Annotated in this window: 17 protein-coding genes; 7 read left to right on the plus strand and 10 right to left on the minus strand. The window is 61.0% G+C overall.

Annotation, left to right across the window (positions count from 1 at the left end; all coding sequences use genetic code 11):
• Positions 1 to 24 precede the first annotated feature (24 nt).
• A complete protein-coding gene (locus ACZRN6_RS19295) occupies positions 25 to 366 on the plus strand; it encodes a hypothetical protein (RefSeq protein ID WP_322144816.1) in 342 nt (113 codons plus the stop codon).
• Between the two features lie 93 nt (positions 367 to 459).
• Here the strand turns inward: ACZRN6_RS19295 and ACZRN6_RS19300 are convergent, their stop codons facing one another.
• Both ACZRN6_RS19300 and ACZRN6_RS19305 read right to left on the minus strand, forming a co-directional pair.
• Complete coding sequence (locus ACZRN6_RS19300) at positions 460 to 1221, minus strand: creatininase family protein (RefSeq protein WP_322144817.1); 762 nt, start codon at positions 1219 to 1221, stop codon at positions 460 to 462.
• Between the two features lie 84 nt (positions 1222 to 1305).
• Positions 1306 to 2019 carry a murein L,D-transpeptidase catalytic domain family protein gene (locus ACZRN6_RS19305; RefSeq protein WP_322144818.1) on the minus strand — a complete coding sequence of 238 codons (714 nt, stop codon included), beginning with the start codon at positions 2017 to 2019 and terminating at the stop codon, positions 1306 to 1308.
• Positions 2020 to 2056: 37 nt separating this feature from the next.
• Between ACZRN6_RS19305 and ACZRN6_RS19310 the strand changes: the two genes are divergently transcribed.
• Entirely contained in the window at positions 2057 to 3622 is a 1566-nt protein-coding gene (locus ACZRN6_RS19310; protein WP_322144819.1) for a L,D-transpeptidase family protein, read from the plus strand.
• Here the strand turns inward: ACZRN6_RS19310 and dmeF are convergent.
• From dmeF to ACZRN6_RS19330, 4 genes are all read right to left on the minus strand, one after another.
• Complete coding sequence (dmeF, locus tag ACZRN6_RS19315) at positions 3619 to 4542, minus strand: CDF family Co(II)/Ni(II) efflux transporter DmeF (RefSeq protein WP_322144820.1); 924 nt, start codon at positions 4540 to 4542, stop codon at positions 3619 to 3621. The two genes, ACZRN6_RS19310 and dmeF, sit on opposite strands and share 4 nt — an antisense overlap.
• 13 nt (positions 4543 to 4555) lie before the next feature.
• On the minus strand, positions 4556 to 4831 hold the full coding sequence (locus tag ACZRN6_RS19320; protein ID WP_322144821.1) for a metal/formaldehyde-sensitive transcriptional repressor: 276 nt from the start codon (positions 4829 to 4831) through the stop codon (positions 4556 to 4558).
• 76 nt (positions 4832 to 4907) lie between these two features.
• A complete protein-coding gene (locus ACZRN6_RS19325) occupies positions 4908 to 5414 on the minus strand; it encodes a P-loop nucleotide/nucleoside kinase family protein (RefSeq protein WP_322144822.1) in 507 nt (168 codons plus the stop codon).
• Positions 5415 to 5459: 45 nt separating this feature from the next.
• Positions 5460 to 6518 (minus strand): alginate lyase family protein, encoded by a 1059-nt coding sequence (locus tag ACZRN6_RS19330; protein ID WP_322144823.1) that lies wholly within the window; start codon positions 6516 to 6518, stop codon positions 5460 to 5462.
• A gap of 130 nt (positions 6519 to 6648) precedes the next feature.
• On the opposite strand from ACZRN6_RS19330, the gene dapF reads away from it, so the two are divergent.
• A complete protein-coding gene (gene dapF / locus ACZRN6_RS19335; RefSeq protein ID WP_464008546.1) occupies positions 6649 to 7467 on the plus strand; it encodes a diaminopimelate epimerase in 819 nt (272 codons plus the stop codon).
• Positions 7468 to 7489: 22 nt separating this feature from the next.
• Entirely contained in the window at positions 7490 to 8713 is a 1224-nt protein-coding gene (locus ACZRN6_RS19340) for a TPM domain-containing protein (RefSeq protein WP_464008547.1), read from the plus strand.
• Positions 8714 to 8826: 113 nt separating this feature from the next.
• On the opposite strand, the gene ACZRN6_RS19345 is transcribed toward ACZRN6_RS19340, so the two are convergent.
• Together ACZRN6_RS19345 and ACZRN6_RS19350 are read right to left on the minus strand one after the other, a co-directional pair.
• Complete coding sequence (locus ACZRN6_RS19345; RefSeq protein WP_464008548.1) at positions 8827 to 9318, minus strand: GNAT family N-acetyltransferase; 492 nt, start codon at positions 9316 to 9318, stop codon at positions 8827 to 8829.
• A 73-nt stretch (positions 9319 to 9391) separates the two neighbouring features.
• Positions 9392 to 10009 (minus strand): TetR/AcrR family transcriptional regulator, encoded by a 618-nt coding sequence (locus ACZRN6_RS19350; RefSeq protein ID WP_322144827.1) that lies wholly within the window; start codon positions 10007 to 10009, stop codon positions 9392 to 9394.
• A gap of 122 nt (positions 10010 to 10131) precedes the next feature.
• Here ACZRN6_RS19350 and ACZRN6_RS19355 point away from each other — a divergent pair, with 122 nt between their 5' ends.
• Positions 10132 to 11118, plus strand: a complete 987-nt coding sequence (locus tag ACZRN6_RS19355) for an aldo/keto reductase (RefSeq protein WP_464008549.1) — start codon at positions 10132 to 10134, stop codon at positions 11116 to 11118.
• Positions 11115 to 11627, plus strand: coding sequence for a hypothetical protein (locus ACZRN6_RS19360; RefSeq protein ID WP_322144829.1), 513 nt, complete (start codon positions 11115 to 11117; stop codon positions 11625 to 11627). Before ACZRN6_RS19355 ends, ACZRN6_RS19360 begins: the two co-directional genes overlap by 4 nt.
• Here ACZRN6_RS19360 and ACZRN6_RS19365 read toward each other — a convergent pair.
• The gene (locus ACZRN6_RS19365) at positions 11605 to 11988 is read right to left on the minus strand and encodes an AraC-like ligand-binding domain-containing protein (protein ID WP_464008550.1); all 384 of its coding nucleotides are present in this window, start codon (positions 11986 to 11988) and stop codon (positions 11605 to 11607) included. The genes ACZRN6_RS19360 and ACZRN6_RS19365 overlap by 23 nt on opposite strands.
• 132 nt (positions 11989 to 12120) lie before the next feature.
• Positions 12121 to 13443, minus strand: a complete 1323-nt coding sequence (locus ACZRN6_RS19370) for a hypothetical protein (protein WP_464008557.1) — start codon at positions 13441 to 13443, stop codon at positions 12121 to 12123.
• A gap of 301 nt (positions 13444 to 13744) precedes the next feature.
• Between ACZRN6_RS19370 and ACZRN6_RS19375 the strand changes: the two genes are divergently transcribed.
• A complete protein-coding gene (locus ACZRN6_RS19375) occupies positions 13745 to 15184 on the plus strand; it encodes an APC family permease (protein WP_464008551.1) in 1440 nt (479 codons plus the stop codon).
• Positions 15185 to 15341: the final 157 nt, after the last annotated feature.

The following is a 15341-nucleotide window of genomic DNA, read 5'->3' on the forward strand; positions in this document are numbered from 1 at the left end:
CTTATTTTATTTTCAGGATTTTTTATGCGCTTGTTGTTAGTGCCCGCTATGGCTTCTGCTGCTTTATTGATGGCCGGCTGTACATCCGCCCCCAATGCTCCAACCCTCACACTGCAAACCAGCAAATCCCCGGATGCTTACGTTGAGTGCGTGGTGCCCAAGTTCGAGAAAAACGGCATGACCTCGACAGTGACCGCTAATTCGCGGCATGCCCGGATTGTGGTCAGCAGCAAGATTGCCGCCGACAACATCCTGGAGGTGTACAAGGCTCAGGACGGCGGCAAAGTGTTCCTGTACGAGCGCAAGCCATTGGCGTCGACGTTCAAGCCGTCGCGTTTCGAGCATGCGGCGCAGGATTGCCTGTAAACCCAAGGCCCTGTAGGAGCTGGTTTACCTGCGATAGCATCGACTCGGTGCAGCTGATGTACCAAGGTGTCTGCATCGCTGGCAAGCCAGCGCCTACACCGGGTTTAAGCTCGGCTTCTGCTCACCGTTGAACGCATTAACCGCCTTCACCAGGCCTTTGGCCGCCAACGTTACCAACTCACCGCCTTTTTGCGGGGTGGCCAGCGCAGGGTCCGAACCCATGCGCCCGTCCGGGAAGCGTGCGCGGAAGTCGCGTGCTTCGCGGATCGGCCCGGTGTTGGCGATTTGCGGCGAGTAGTCAGCCGACTTGATCGCCTGCGGGTACGCCCATTGGGTTACCGCGATTTCCGATGGCGTAGCATGGCTGCCGTGGCCGACCGGGAACTGCTGGTGCGCCAGCTCGGTTACGCCTTCCAGGTCCCACCAGTTGCACAGCTTCAGCGCATAACCCGACGGGCGCCCGGCAAAGCTTGCTTCGGCGTACAGCTCGGAGAACGCCGCTTCGATCGAGGCGATGTTACCGCCGTGGCCATTGAGGAACAGAATCTTCTCGAAACCATGGCCCGCCAACGACCGTACCCAGTCGCCAATCGCCGCGATAAAGGTCGAAGGCCGCAGGGAAATGGTGCCAGGGAAGCCCAGGTGATGTTGCGCCATGCCGATATTGAAGGTGGGGCCGATCAGGATGTCGGCATTCTTCTGCGCTTCATGGGCGATGATTTCCGGGCACATCCAGTCGGTGCCCAGCAGGCCGGTGGGGCCGTGTTGCTCGTTGGAGCCGATGGGAATCACGATGCTGCGGCTGCGTTCCAGAAACTGACCAATCTCGATCCAGGTGGATTGATGTAAAAGCATCTCAGGTTCTCTCTCATCAAGCCCAGGAACACGGTGAAGTTCCTGGTGGCGTGTGCCGCATGGTGCACGGCAACGGCCAGCCCTTCAACCGCCTTTGACGGTACCGGCACTCGCCATCTGGCGTGGCTTGCAGTTGAGGTACGCGGAGGACTTCAGCCAGCGCTGGTCGGGGTACCAGGAAAACATGAACTGGCCATCCTTGAGCTTATCCACCACCTGGCGCGCCACTTGCGGGCGTACGGCCGGGCAACCCTGGCTGCGGCCGATGCGGCCTTCGCGTTTGCTCCACAGGGGGCTGACGTAGTCGGCGGCATGGATCACGATGGCGCGGTCTCGGGCCCGGTCGTTGAAACCCGGCTCCAGGCCGTCCATGCGCAACGAATAACCATGGGCGCCTTCGTAGCTCTCCTGGGTGCGGAACAAGCCAATGCTCGATTGGTAACTGCCCTCGCGGTTGGAGAACTGCGTGGCGAAGTTTTCGCCGGACTTTTGCCCATGAGCCACCAGGTCCCGCAGCACTAAAGTCTTTTTGCGCAGGTCGAAGATCCATAAGCGACGAGCGGTCGAAGGTTGGGAATAGTCGATCACGGCCAGCCGGTCGGACTGTTCGATGCCATTGCCCACCGCGCACTGCATGGCGCTCAAGGCTCTTTTCAATACGTCGGGGTTGAGTTCTGGAGCGGCGTGGGCGAGGCTGCTATACAGAGTAAGGGGTTTACCCGTGTCTGCGAGCGCAATAGTGCTCAGCGAGGCAAAGGTCGAGATGATCAGGCCAATTCGGCAGCAAAAGGTCAGCATGTATAGAGCATCTCCGCCGTGGAAGGGAGCTAAGCGATTGTTCAAAAAACACGCATGTTACTTGAGCATTTGCCTGCTCGTTGCACCGCTGGTCGCGACGGCCGATGACGTTCTGGTGGTGTCGCCGGCCCCGGTGCAATTGGCGCTGTCGCAGTTGTCGACCGTTTGCCCTGGCCTGGCCGGGCAAGTCGACGCCGCTACCCAGGCGCGCTTGCAGGCTTTTTATCAGCAGCAGGGCGACGTGGTGCTCTGGCCCGAGGGCGAGCGCCGCAGCGCGTTGCAAGCCCAATTACTGATGCTGGCCGATGACGGCCTGGACCCCGCTCACTATCGCCTGCCCCCGGTAGAGGCCACGGGTAACGTGCTGTGCAGCGACATCGGCACCAGCCAGCAATACCTGCAAGCCCTGCAGGACCTGCATTTTGGCCGTTTGCAGCAATCGCGCTTCGAGCCGCTCTGGCACTCGCAACCACCGGCCGTTGACCCCGACACCCAAGTTTTGGCGTTGGCCGGGCCCGGTTTGCAGGACATCGCCCAAGCCTTCGACCAGGCCCGCCCAAACGCGCCGTTATACCGCAGCCTGCGCAGCGCCTATGCCGCCTTGCGCCAGCAACCGCTTCAGCATTGGGATGCGGTAGCCAGCGGCCCGTTGTTGCGTCCTGGCATGGACGATTCGCGTGTGCCGCAACTGGCGCGGCGCATGGTCAATGGCGGCTACCTCACGGGCCCATCTTCCGGTACGCAATACCGCGGCGAGTTGGTGAGTGCGGTCAAAACCTTCCAGCAAAGCCATTCCCTGCAAGCCGACGGCGTGATCGGGCCCGGTACCGTCACCGAGCTGAACATCAGCCCGGCGATTCGCCGCGAGCAACTGCGCATCAACCTTGAGCGGTTTCGCTGGCTGTCCCAGGACCTGGAGCCTGAAGGCGTACTGGTCAACGTGGCTGCGGCGCAACTGAGCTTCTACCAGGGCGGCGTGCCCGTGTGGCAAACCCGCCTGCAAGTTGGCCGTGCCGACCGCCAGACGCCGCTGCTGAAGTCGCGCATCACCCGGCTGACCCTGAACCCCACCTGGACCATCCCGCCCACCATCATGCGCGAGGACAAGCTGCCGGCGATCCGCCTGAACCCCGAATACCTGCGCCAACAGAACCTGCAAGTGCTCGACAGCCAAGGCAACCCGCTGGCGCCGGAACAGGTCGACTGGTCGCACCCCGGCAACATCCTGCTGCGCCAGGGCGCCGGCCCGCGCAACCCACTGGGCCGGATCGTGCTGCGCTTTCCCAACCCGTATTCGGTGTACCTGCACGACACGCCGAGCCAGCCGCTGTTTTCCAAGGGGCCGCGAGCCTTCAGTTCAGGGTGTGTGAGGGTTGAGCAGCCGCTGCAATTGCGCGACTTGCTGGTAAGCCCGGCGGAGAAGATCCGTACTGAGGAGCTGTTGGCGACGGAAACCACCCATGAGTTCCGGCTTGCTACCCCGGTGCCGGTGTTGCTGGGGTACTGGACGGTGCAGGCCGATGGCAAGGGCGCGTTGCTGTACTCGCCGGATATTTATGCGCGGGACCCGGTGTTGATGAAGGCGATGGAGAGTGCGCTCTAAGGCGTGACGCCTTGCAGACTGCGGTATTCCACGGTCAGGTGTGTCACCTCATGCACTGGTGCCAGCCGCTCGCGGATGATCTCGGCCGTTACGTCGGCATTGCCCCATACACTCACAATCGCCGCACGCGCTTGGGGCCCGACCTGCCACACGTGCAGGTCGGTGATGCGCACATCTCCTGACGCACCAAGGATCTCGCGAATTTCTTCGGCGACATGCTCATCGGTGCGGTCCAGCAGCACGCCCGAAGTGTCACGCATCAAGGTCCAGGCCCAGCGCGCAATCACCAGTGCCCCGACAATCCCCATCAGCGGGTCAAGCCACACCCAGCCCAGGTAACGCCCGGCCAGCAGGGCGGCGATGGCCAGGATGGAGGTCAGCGCATCAGCCAGCACATGAACATAAGCCGAGCGCAGGTTGTTGTCGTGGCCATGGCTGTGGCCGTGATCATGCCCGTGCTCATGAGGATGACCATGGCTGCCGGAAAGCAGCAGGGCGCTGACGACGTTGACCGCCAAGCCTGCGATGGCGATCAGGGTTGCAGTGCCGAAGTCGACCTGGGTCGGCTCCAGCAGGCGGATCAGCGACTCGACACCAATGCCGATCGCCACCAACCCCAGCACCAGCGCCGAAGCAAACCCGCCCAGGTCCCCGACCTTGCCGGTGCCAAAGCTGTAGCGAGTGCTCGCCGCATGGCGCCGGGCATAGGCGTAGGCCGCCGCCGCGATGCCGAGCGCACCGGCATGGGTGGCCATGTGGAAACCGTCTGCGAGCAGGGCCATAGAGCCGGTGATGTAGCCAGCGGTAATTTCCCCGACCATCATGACAACGGTCAGTGCGACGACCCATAAGGTGCGCTTGGCGTTCTCATCGTGTGAGGCGCCGAGGAACATATGCGGGTGGGTGTGGGCGGCGCTCATGTCAATGAACTCTTCATTTGCTGTAGCGGCGGATGGCTTCGAGTAACTCATCGACGCCCTTGGCGCGTTCTTCAGCGCTCAAGTCGGGATGGGCTACGTGTTCACGGGCGTGATCTTCGATGATTTCATCCATCAGCCCATTGATTGCGCCCCGTGTGGCGGCCACCAGGTGCAGGGTCTTGGCACAGTCATCGTCTGATTCCAGCGCGCGCTCCACAGCCTGGATCTGCCCGGCGATGCGTTTGACGCGCTTGAGCAAGTCGTCCTTGCCTGATTTTACGTGAGACATACCATACCCCCCCTACCTATATTTGAAATGGATAGTTACAGGTACGGATGATTTGCGCAAGGGTGGGGAAAAGAGGTCAGTGCTGGCCGGCCAATCGGCGGGTAATCAGCGCCAAGGCTTCATTGGGAGGCAGTTGTGCCGTGTCGACGGTAAAGGGCGCGTCGTGCCACGGCTCATATTCATGGGCCAGGACCGACTGCCAGGCGGGCGGCGTGAGCCCTGGGATATCGCTGGTGCGTGATTCCACGCGGCGTTGGTGTTCGTGTGGGTCGGAGCACACCACCCGGATATTCACCAGCGGCTTACCGGCGCGTAGCGCGGTGTCGCTCCACGCCTGACGACTTTCAGCCACCGGGTTAACGCAATCAACGACAACCGTGTGGCCCAGCAGAAGGTTGCTCAACGCCAGCGCATTGGCCACCTGGTAACCGCTGCTGCCCACGCCCTGTGCCAGAACCCCGGCATCGCGGATGGCCTGCTCGATGGTATCGATGCGCAGGTACACAGCGCCGGATTGGCCAGCAAGGGCCTTGGCAATCGTGGTCTTCCCGGTGCCGGGCAGGCCGCTGAACACAATAAGCATCGTCGATCCTTCGAATGGGTGAGTCGGCTCAGTCTACCGCTGGACTTACTTCAAATAGCAAGCGCTGATCCAGTCCGAAGGCTTGGGCGCAAGCTGTTCGGCCACCGGCCAATACCGCGCGTCCAGCTGCGCCGCCAGCCAGTACAGCGTATTGCTGCTTTTCGGGTTCCACTCGCCGCTGTAGCCCGGCTCGCCGACGCGGGCGCGGTCCCTGTCGAACTGCACGTGGGTGTTCACGAACTCTTCGTGGCTGCGCTGACCTTTGGCATACGGCGCGAGCCAGTCCAGTGCTTCGCTCAACGAGCCGCCGTGGGGCGCGGTGACGTCCAGCCAGTTGCCGCCAATGCCGTAGGGCTTGGCCGCCAGTGCCGCCTGAACCAGCGGCTCCAGGTCGTAGACCACGTAGTGCAGGGCGTCACGGTCCTTAAAGTCGGTCACCGAGCCGTCGGGCAGCACGTTGTCGTTGATCTGTTGCCGGAACAGCTGGAAGGCCTGCTCCAGCATCTCGCGGTCGCCCAGCGCGGCGGCGGCCACGGTGACCAGTTTTACGCGGTGGCTCTGCCAGTTATTGGTGTTGGTGGCTTTCTTTTCGCCGTGGAACTGTTTGATGCGCTCGATATAGCCATTGCCAAGATGGGTCAGCAGCGCGCGGGTGGCGTCGCGGGTCTGGGGGCGCAGGTCATTGGCCGTGAGGCTATAGGCGCTGATCAACATATCGAGGTTGGTTTCGTCGATCGGGTTGAAGTCCGGCTGGTAGGTGCTGGCCCACGCGCTGAGGTAGTCATCCACTTGCTTGAGGTAGCGCGTGTCGCGGCTCAGGCGCCAGGCCAGGGCAGCCTCGCGCATCACCGGCCAATCCTTCTCGGCGGCGATGCTTTGCTCGCGGATGCCTTGGTTGGGCAACGTGCCTTCGGTGTGCAGATGGGGCAGGGCGCCGGGCTGGTCGCCGAGGTGGCGCTGGGCGGCGGTCAGCAGTGACTTGGAAGTCGGGTTCGAGGTGGCGGGCTGGCAGGCACTCAGGGCTTGGGGTGCGGCAACGGCGGCGTGGGCGAACGAGGCGAGTAGTGCGGCCAGAGCCACGGTTTTAAAAGGGCGTTGTAGCATGCGGTTTCTCAGGATTGGATTGACCGGATCGGAGCGCAAACACGCTACCATGGCCGTGATGAGTATTTGATGAAATACCCGCCGGCCCTCTATCCTGGCCGGCGTTGCCCGGTCGAGAACAGGACGCCCCATGACCTTGCAGTTCGTGAAGATGCACGCCCACGGTGATGACTTCATCGTGATCGACCGGCGCGGCCAGGCTGACCCGATCACCGCGCAAGTCGCCCGCCGCCTGGGGGATCGCCATCGCGGTATCGGCTTCAATCAATTGGCCGTAGTACTCGATTGCGCTGATGCCGCCGCCCGCATCAAGTTCTGGAACCCCAACGGCACCCCGCTCGACACCTGCGGCAGCGCCACCCGCGGGGTTGCAGACATGTTGATGCGCGAAGCCGGCACCGCGAGCATCGTGCTGCGCACCAACCGTGGCCTGTTGACTTGCGTGCGCGAATCGGGGCAGCGGGTGTCGGTGGACATGGGGCCGCCGTCATTGGGCTGGGAAGCCATTCCGCTGGCGCAGGCAATGGACACCGAACGCTTGCCGCTGGAGGGCAATCCGGCGGCGTGCAGCATGGGCAACCCGCACTGCACGTTCTTCGTCGAGGATCTGGCCACCCTCGACATCGCCGCCATCGGGCCAACGCTGGAAACCAACCCGCTGTTCCCCAGCAAGACCAACGTGCATTTCGTGCAGGTACTCGACCGTGGCCATATCCGCCTGCGCATCTGGGAACGTGGCGGCCGCATCCCGCAAGGCTCGGGCTCGTGCTGCTGTGGCGCGGCGGTCAACGGGATTCGTCGCGGGCTGCTGGATGACACGGTCGAGGTGCAATGCGACGGCGGCACGGTGACCGTGCACTGGGACGGCAGTGGTGGTGTGGTGCTGACCGGCGCCGTGCAAACGACATTTCACGGCAGCATCGCCGAGCACTTTTTGCAGGCGCCATGACAAACAGGGTGGTTATCCGGACATGCTGAAATTTCCAACGCGACACTCGCTGGGTGTGCTGCTCATCGTGTTGATGGGTTGGCTATGGCTTTCGCCAGCGCAGGCCGATGACATCGCGCCCCCCGATCTGGTCACGGTCCCGCTGAACCAGCGCGTGATCGACCTGACCAACACCCTGGACTCTGCCTCCAAGTCGCGCCTGACCACGCAACTCGCCGGCCTGGAACAACGCAAGGGCGCGCAGGTGGCGGTAATGCTGCTGCCGAGCACCGGCGGTGCGAGCATCGAGGAGTTCGCCAACCAACTGTTCCGCGCCTGGAAACTGGGGCGCAAGGACGTCAACGACGGCATCCTGCTGCTAGTGGCGAAGGACGATCGCAAGGTGCGTATCGAAGTCGGTTACGGCCTGGAAGGCGTGGTCACCGACCTGCTGGCCCACCGGATTATTGAAGAACACATCACCCCGGCGTTTCGCCAGGGCGACTACGCGGGCGGTGTGCAGCAGGCGGTGGACGACCTCACCGTGTTGGTGGAGGGCGGCAACTTGCCCGAGGTGGCCAAGGCCGGGTTGCCGCCTGAAGCGTACGCGGTGCTCATCGCGTTTATTTTTGGCGGGGTTTTCGGGGTTTTGATGGGCGCCAAAAAACTCCCTTGGCGCCGAGCCCTGATGGCGGTGGTCGTGGTCACGGTGGCGCTGGTCGCGGTGGCGGGTGGTAAAAACTGGCCGGTTTACTTGTTATTGCTGCCACTGTGCATGCTGATCGGCGGCGCCACGTTTGGCGCGTTGTGGCAGGCGCGGGCGGCGTTTTATGCCGTGCTGGGGATGTTGACTTATATCGCCGGGGTGCTGCTGACCGACCACTTCGTGCGTGACCTTTCGATGATTCACTGGCTGGCATATCCATTCGCCGGGCTGCTGATCCTGGGCCTGTACGTTGGCTTGTTCCTGGTGATGAAAGGGATGTGGCAAGAGAGCCAGGCCGGATTTGTCGCGCGGCTGGTGGCGGTTTTTGTGGTGTATGGAGTGGCGGGGGTGCTGATTGACAACGGCACCACAGGATGGCTGCTGGCGTTTCCCTTCGCTTCGTTCGCGGCGCTGTTTATCTTTGCCCACGGGATCAGCGACGGGTCGGGGTCGGGTTCGAGCGGGGGGTCGCGTTCGTCCGGCTCGAGTTCCGGTTCCAGCAGCAGCTCGTCGGGGGGTGGCGGTTCCAGCGGCGGCGGTGGTGCGTCGGGCGGTTGGTAAGCCCCTCCGGAGGCTAGGCCGGCTTCAACATCTCGGCAGAGGGCTCGACACCCCAAAGCGGCGTCATCAGGCCGATGAGCATAGGCAAAGACCTTTTACTGAGGCAGCTAATACTAAAGAGCCATCACCATCTCATGCCACGCCATCCCGCCATGGTCCGACGCCGACGGCTGCACATAGCGATAGCCCATGCGCTGATACAGTTGCACATGCTGGTCCTTGCACATCAAGTGAATGGTCTTCTTGCCCATCGCTCGCATGCGCTGCACAAACTCCGTCATCAACCGCGTCGAGTAACCCTTGCCCTGGTGAGCCGGGTCCACCACCACCGACATGATCACCACATTCGGCGCGTCGGCTGAATGCCCGATCAACTCCTTGAAGGCCTCATCCGACATCACCACTTCATCGGCGCAACCGCAGTTGATGAAACCCACCACAACGCCATCCGCCTCCAGGATCAGAAAGCCTTGCGGGTACAGCGCAATGCGCGTGGCGATCTTTTCCAGGGTCGCGGCTTCGTCGCCTTCGTAGGCCGAGATTTCAATCTCGTAGCAACGGTTGGCGTCGGCTGGGGTGGCGTTGCGTAAGGTGAGCGTGGGCATTTCAGTTCCTGGGTATTTAAACGGGATAGTCCGAACGCGGGTCGTCCCGGTTCCGGGCGGTGTCGTGCCATATCTACAGCGCGTTGAGCCCGCTTGGCATCGCGGTGGAGCGTTGCATGCCCAGCAACGTCAGCTTGATGATTTGCCTCAGCATCGGTTCATGATCTGTGTGCGCTGTCTGGGCCACAAGCGTTGGATGGTGATAGGCGGCAGTGGTGGTGTAGATCAGCCTGGCATTAAGGTCTGCGTCGCCATCGAACTTTGCCCCAGCCTCCTTGAACAGGCCGGCAAGCTGGCGAAGCAGGTTATTGAGGTGGGCAATTATAAACGGTTTATCCAGCGCCGCCGCTACGTCAAACGCGCGATGCGGTTCCGGATCGTCCAGGGCGCGCTTGCGTTTCATCTGATAGAGCCTGACCAGCCATTGGTGCATGCGGGTCGCAGGGTCGCCCCCGGCAGACGCGACGACGGCGAGTGCCTGCTCAATCTCGCAAAGCCAGCGTTCCGTGACGGCATCCAGCAGTGCAGCTTTGTCTGTGAAATGGGCATAAAGCGCCGCATGGCTCACGCCCAACTCCTTGGCAACATCCGTGATGCGAACCTTGTCTACGCCTAGCAGCCGCATGCGTGCCAGGGCGACGTCGGTCGCCCGGGTTTTTATTTCCTCGGCAGATAGCCCGGTACGTGGCATTCCCCACAACTCCTGTTGACAGCCCTAAAACTTACATTCTACATTAAATGTAACTTGTGATAATCCATGCTCATGGATGATTTGAATCAACGCGTGAGTGTATTTGAAAAAGGGTGTTGGCAATGACTGAAATGACAACGAGGACATTGGGCAAAAACGGGCCCGCAGTGTCAGCACTTGGAATGGGCTGCATGGCCTTTCGCATGGGCGATGACGACCGTGAGAAGCAGGCTGTAAAAGCCATTCAATCGGCCCTCGATTCAGGTTTTTCGTTTCTGGACACTGGCGATTTTTATGGCAGCGGACAAAGCGAGATGCTGCTGGGACGGGCGCTGCGGGGGCGCCGCGACGACGCATTTTTGAGCGTGAAATGTGGTGCCCAGGTAGACCCGAATGGCCGCATCATCGGGCTTGATGGCCGTCCAAATTCCATCAAGAACTTTGCCGCCTATTCATTGAAACGGCTGGGCGTGGACGTTATCGATCTGTACCAGCCAGGGCGTGCCGATCCAGACGTGCCGTATGAAGAGACGATCGGGGCGATTGCCGACCTGATCAAGGACGGCAAGGTGCGTTACCTGGGTGTATCGGAGGTAGGAGCCGACCTGTTACGCCGTGCCCATGCCGTGCATCCGGTCACCGCCCTGGAAATTGAGTACTCGCTGGCCAGTCGTTTTATCGAGCGGGAAATCCTTCCGACTGCGCGCGAGTTGGGTATTGGCGTTGTGGCTTACCGCATTCTGGCAGAGGGGATGCTGGGGGGTAGCCTGCCGCAGGGGCAGCCGCCTGCCGGCTCGAGTTTTTTGGCACCGCGCATGCACGGTGAACACTACACTCGCAATATGGCCACGGCTCAGGTACTCGACGCGATGGCCACATCCAAAGGCTTTACGCCGGCGCAACTGGCGATGGCCTGGGTGCTATCGCGTGGCGACGATATCGTGCCGCTGGCCGGTATCAGTCGCCCATCGCGCATCATCGACAACCTTAACGCGCTGGAAGTGAGGTTCACGCCCGAAGAGTTGTCGCAGCTGGACCGAGCCTTTGCACCGGATGCCATCGTTGGGTTGCGCTACCCGGAATTCGTTCTGAAATGGGCCGCGCAATGAGCATGTCCCTGCCGTCTGCCCGTACTTGCGCGCTTGTCGCAATCGCTATGTTTGCGCCGGTGGTCGCCTCCTATGTCTGGCCCATGGATCGTTGGTGGCTGGACTACCCCGGCATCCTGTTTCACCTGGCAATCTTCCTGCTGGTGCCCCGACTTCCTGCGCCCGGGTGGGCGAGGGCGGCCGGCTATGGCTGGTTGGTGGTAGACGTGACCGTCGGGGTCATGACGTTGAACCACGTCCCGAGTGAAATCGCCATGCCGATCCGGTTGGGTGGCCATATTTTTGCGGGTATCTGGATCGTCAATGTATCGCTGCTGGCGATTTGGCCGATCAGGCTGACCGGCTTCATAGCAGGGGGCTGGTTGTTTGCCTACAGCTTTGTTTCACCGTTTGTGCCAAAGACAGCGCTGGCACCGACCGCACTGATGATGCTGCTTTGGCTCGGGTTAATCGCTTGGCACAACGGCAGCACCGGTAGACGACAGGTCAGGTTGATAACAACGGTTTGAGCAGTGCCAGAAGCGCGCGGTGCATGGCCTCCACTTCGTTTTTCGGGCTGTTCAGCACGCTGGACAGTTCGTGCACGAACTCCCCGACCATTTGCCCGAACTGGGTTTTGCCGCAAATCTTCCTGCCCACCAACCTGGAATCGGCTGAATACATTGTGTCGACGGTCGCGCGCGGCAGGCAAATACAGATTTGGTGGTGTGCGTTCAGGAAACTGAAACCCGACGTTTTTGCCGCGTCCACTACCACCATATCGCCGTGTTCAAGTTGCACGGTGCGCCCCTCAATGTTCAGGAAGGCTGAACCCTGCAATTGGTAGACGAGCACGTAGGCGTCATTATGGCTTGCACGAAGATCTTTCATGTCTGGACCGATAGCGGCGGCGATAAGGGTTGGCTGCACCAGTCAGGGTACCGAATTGATTGGCTGCCACGGGTTTGCAGCGGCGTGCGTCCTGTCAACCCAAGTACCTCCGTGCACTTGAGTCAAGGTGCTTTAGAACGAGGCGGCCAGGATCACTTGTGCGTAGAGGTTGGTGTCACTGCTGCCCAGTTGGGTACCCCCACTGGCGGCGCTTTTCTCGGGTTTGTACAACCCCACCAAGGGCAACAAGGTGAAGTGTTGATTGATGGTCCACTCTGCGTACAGGTCTGCCTCTCGGGCGTTCAGGTTCTGGCGGCTGTGATCCAGCGACGAGAAGTCGTAAAGCAGTGTGCCCACGTTGACCGAAGGGGTTGCGGCGACTTTGATGCCCACGTGATGGACCTGCGTATTGCTGTTGAAGGGCCCCGCGTAGTTGGACGCGACCTCACCCTGGAACCAGGTGCCCAGCGCTCGACCATTGCCATAGAACAGCGGGTCGTAGCCTTCGGAGAAACGGCTGTAGCGGTAGTTGACCACCGGCTTGAGCGGCAGGTCGCTGAATGTCCCCCCAGCTTCCAGATACCAGGCATTTTCATCGCCGCTGTCCTTCTGTTCCCTGGCGTACTCACCCGACAGAAACAGGTTGGGCACGCCGGCATTGCCTTGGGCCCTGACGCTGTATTGCTTCATGCCCTTGCGTTCGGGGTAAAAAAGGTCTGCAAGCGCCTTGTCGGTATCCAGCACTTTCAGATAAGTCAGGCCCACGGTGCCATTTTCGGCCACGTGTTCAAGCGTCCCCACGGCAACCTCAGGTTTTGCCTGGGCAGGGTTATCGGATTTCAACCACATCAAGTCACTGCGCCAGCCTTGTTTGCCACCCAGGCGCAGCACCACGGTCTGGTCGAAGTCCTTGCGCGCGGTCAGGTAGTACGCGCCTCCCCGGTTCTGGCGCCCGTCGGCGATTTCTTTGCCCATATTCAATGCGTCTCCCGATACAAGGAAGCCGTCACCGATAACAATGTTCTGCCGGCCCACGGAAAAATCGATGCCGTCGGTTCCCAGCGCAGGAAACAGTTCGGCCGAGCGCCAACCCATGTAGGCATCTTCGATCTTGGTGGTGCGCTCCGAACCGTTGGTCCAACCGGCGGGGTCACCTTCACCGTAGGTTGCGGAAGACACCCAGTTGAGCGAGCCATACGTGTTGCCAAAACCCAGGGTCGAATGCTTGATATCCAAGCCATACTGAAAGACGGACTCCTGCCAACTGCTTGAGCCTTTGGAGCGTGTACCGGATTGGGAGTAATTCTCTCTGCTGGAAAAGGCTCCGGCGGCCGCCAGCAGTTTGGCGTCGACCTGGGTCTGGTCATCTGCATAAAGTGAAAGGGCACTGGCCAGCGGTGACAACCCCACTAGAAGCGTCAGAGAAATGGACCGATAAAGCAGCGTAACGTGCATGGGTTGGCGTATCACGATGATGTTTCTCCAGGACCGATATACAGGGCACTCGGCAAACGGCGAGTGGGTCTAGGCAGCCGGGTCGATATGGCCCGGTGCTAAACGAAGGCTAGGGCCTGGGCCGCCCTGTATTCTTTGTTATCCCGGACATCCATGCGTCCATGAGTGCCAAAGGCATGGTTGACGTAGGGTTATGGCAGAAAAAAACAAGTTCCGTACCAGCATGGACAAGACTCAGGGAAGGCTTGCGCGCACTGTCACCTGGCAGCACTTCTTCCATTGTTTTGATGAGGGTCCGGTTATGGAGTCGTCAAATGCCAACGCTGGCGCATTAAGAAAAAACGCCGTCGGCATGTGGAGTATCGTTTTCTTTGTACTGGCAACCAACGGACCACTGACGGGGCTTGTCGGGGCGGTTCCAACGGCGATTCAGATGGGCAATGGCATTGGCATACCCGGCACGTTCCTGGTCGTGGGCCTGGTCTACTTGCTCTTTGCCGTCGGCTTTGTCGCGATGGGGCGCCATATCCGCAATGCCGGTGCGTTTTATGCGTACGTCTCGACCGGGCTAGGCCGGCCGTTGGGCACGGCGTCAGCGTTCCTGGCCATCGTGGCGTACGCCGGGATGCAGGTCGCCTGTTATGGCCTGATAGGGTTCTTCAGCGCGCAGTCGTTGTCTAACCTGGGGCTGACCGTGCCCTGGTGGGCGGTGTCGATCGTGATCGCCGTGGTGGTACAGTTTTTTGGTACGCGCAACGTGGAGTTCAACGGCCGCTTCCTGGGGCTGTTGATGTTGGCCGAGATGGCCGTGATCGTGGTCTTCGACGCTGCGGTGGTTTACCACGCAGGAGGGCCGTCTGGTTTCAGCGTTGCTTCGTTCAAGCCAAGCAATGTGTTTGTGCCCGGGTTTGGGGCAGCGCTGGTGTTTGTCGGCGCGGCGTTCATGGGGTTCGAAACCACGGCTATCTATGCCGAAGAAGCTCGCGACCCGGCTAAAACGTTGCCGCGAGCAACGTACTTGGCGTTGTTGATCATCATGGGGTTCTTCGCGGTCTCGTCCTGGCTTCTGGTGGTGGCGGTAGGTCCGGATGACATCGTTGCAGGTGTGACCCAGGACGCCGGTGGCATCTGGTTTGCGCTGGCGACCAAGTTGGTCGGGCCGGGTTTGGCCGATGCGATGAATATCCTGCTGATTACCAGCCTGTTCGCGGTGTTGTTGAGCTTTCACAACTCGTTGTCACGGTACCTGTATGCAATGGGTCGCGAAGGCATTTTGTGGCACCGGTTTGCACGCACCCATGAGGTTCATCAAACGCCTTACATGGCGAGTACGTGCCAAACGCTTTTCAGCGTGGTCTTGCTGGCCGTGTTCGGTGCGTTCCATGTGGACCCGATGACGCAGGTGCTGCCCATCGGCAGTGCACCGGCAACGATTGGCATTGTGGCCGTGCAGTTGCTCACTTCGCTTTCGGTGATGCGTTTTTTCCATCGCGAGCCTCACGGCACCAACCTGTGGCAACGCTTGATCGCCCCGCTGGCGAGCGCGATCGCGCTGGCCGGTGGCCTGACGGTGATCGTCATGAATATGCCGCTTTTGACCGGCGGGGAATCGGTGTTTAACGAGGCCATCCCATTGGGCATGCTGGGCGTGGGAGTGATTGGGTTGCTCACGGCCTGGTGGTTCAAGTTCGCGCGCCCGGAGCTGTATCGCAACCTGTCGAGAATCCTGCATGAGGTTTAGCAAGGTCTACTAGCCACTGTCCCGATCCGCCCGGCCGCAACCTGATCAGGTTGCGGCTTTTTTTATGTGCGCCAGGCATGGCGCGTTGCGCGCAAGCGCAACCAGCTTGGCTGTGGTGGCCACGCTGGTGACTTGGAGGTGAAAGTCCTCTACACAC

This window comes from Pseudomonas sp. A125 (assembly GCF_055409485.1).

Bases quoted from the DNA above. Each gene is read 5' to 3' on its own strand.
- ACZRN6_RS19340 (WP_464008547.1), top strand. From the start codon at position 7,490: ATGCTGAAATTTCCAACGCGACACTCGCTGGGTGTGCTGCTCATCGTG.
- ACZRN6_RS19295 (WP_322144816.1), top strand. From the start codon at position 25: ATGCGCTTGTTGTTAGTGCCCGCTATGGCTTCTGCTGCTTTATTGATG.
- ACZRN6_RS19365 (WP_464008550.1), bottom strand. From the start codon at position 11,988: ATGAAAGATCTTCGTGCAAGCCATAATGACGCCTACGTGCTCGTCTAC.
- ACZRN6_RS19305 (WP_322144818.1), bottom strand. From the start codon at position 2,019: ATGCTGACCTTTTGCTGCCGAATTGGCCTGATCATCTCGACCTTTGCC.
- ACZRN6_RS19325 (WP_322144822.1), bottom strand. From the start codon at position 5,414: ATGCTTATTGTGTTCAGCGGCCTGCCCGGCACCGGGAAGACCACGATT.
- ACZRN6_RS19350 (WP_322144827.1), bottom strand. From the start codon at position 10,009: ATGCCACGTACCGGGCTATCTGCCGAGGAAATAAAAACCCGGGCGACC.
- ACZRN6_RS19300 (WP_322144817.1), bottom strand. From the start codon at position 1,221: ATGCTTTTACATCAATCCACCTGGATCGAGATTGGTCAGTTTCTGGAA.
- dmeF (WP_322144820.1), bottom strand. From the start codon at position 4,542: ATGAGCGCCGCCCACACCCACCCGCATATGTTCCTCGGCGCCTCACAC.
- ACZRN6_RS19345 (WP_464008548.1), bottom strand. From the start codon at position 9,318: ATGCCCACGCTCACCTTACGCAACGCCACCCCAGCCGACGCCAACCGT.
- ACZRN6_RS19320 (WP_322144821.1), bottom strand. From the start codon at position 4,831: ATGTCTCACGTAAAATCAGGCAAGGACGACTTGCTCAAGCGCGTCAAA.
- dapF (WP_464008546.1), top strand. From the start codon at position 6,649: ATGACCTTGCAGTTCGTGAAGATGCACGCCCACGGTGATGACTTCATC.
- ACZRN6_RS19375 (WP_464008551.1), top strand. From the start codon at position 13,745: ATGGAGTCGTCAAATGCCAACGCTGGCGCATTAAGAAAAAACGCCGTC.
- ACZRN6_RS19360 (WP_322144829.1), top strand. From the start codon at position 11,115: ATGAGCATGTCCCTGCCGTCTGCCCGTACTTGCGCGCTTGTCGCAATC.
- ACZRN6_RS19355 (WP_464008549.1), top strand. From the start codon at position 10,132: ATGACTGAAATGACAACGAGGACATTGGGCAAAAACGGGCCCGCAGTG.
- ACZRN6_RS19370 (WP_464008557.1), bottom strand. From the start codon at position 13,443: ATGCACGTTACGCTGCTTTATCGGTCCATTTCTCTGACGCTTCTAGTG.
- ACZRN6_RS19330 (WP_322144823.1), bottom strand. From the start codon at position 6,518: ATGCTACAACGCCCTTTTAAAACCGTGGCTCTGGCCGCACTACTCGCC.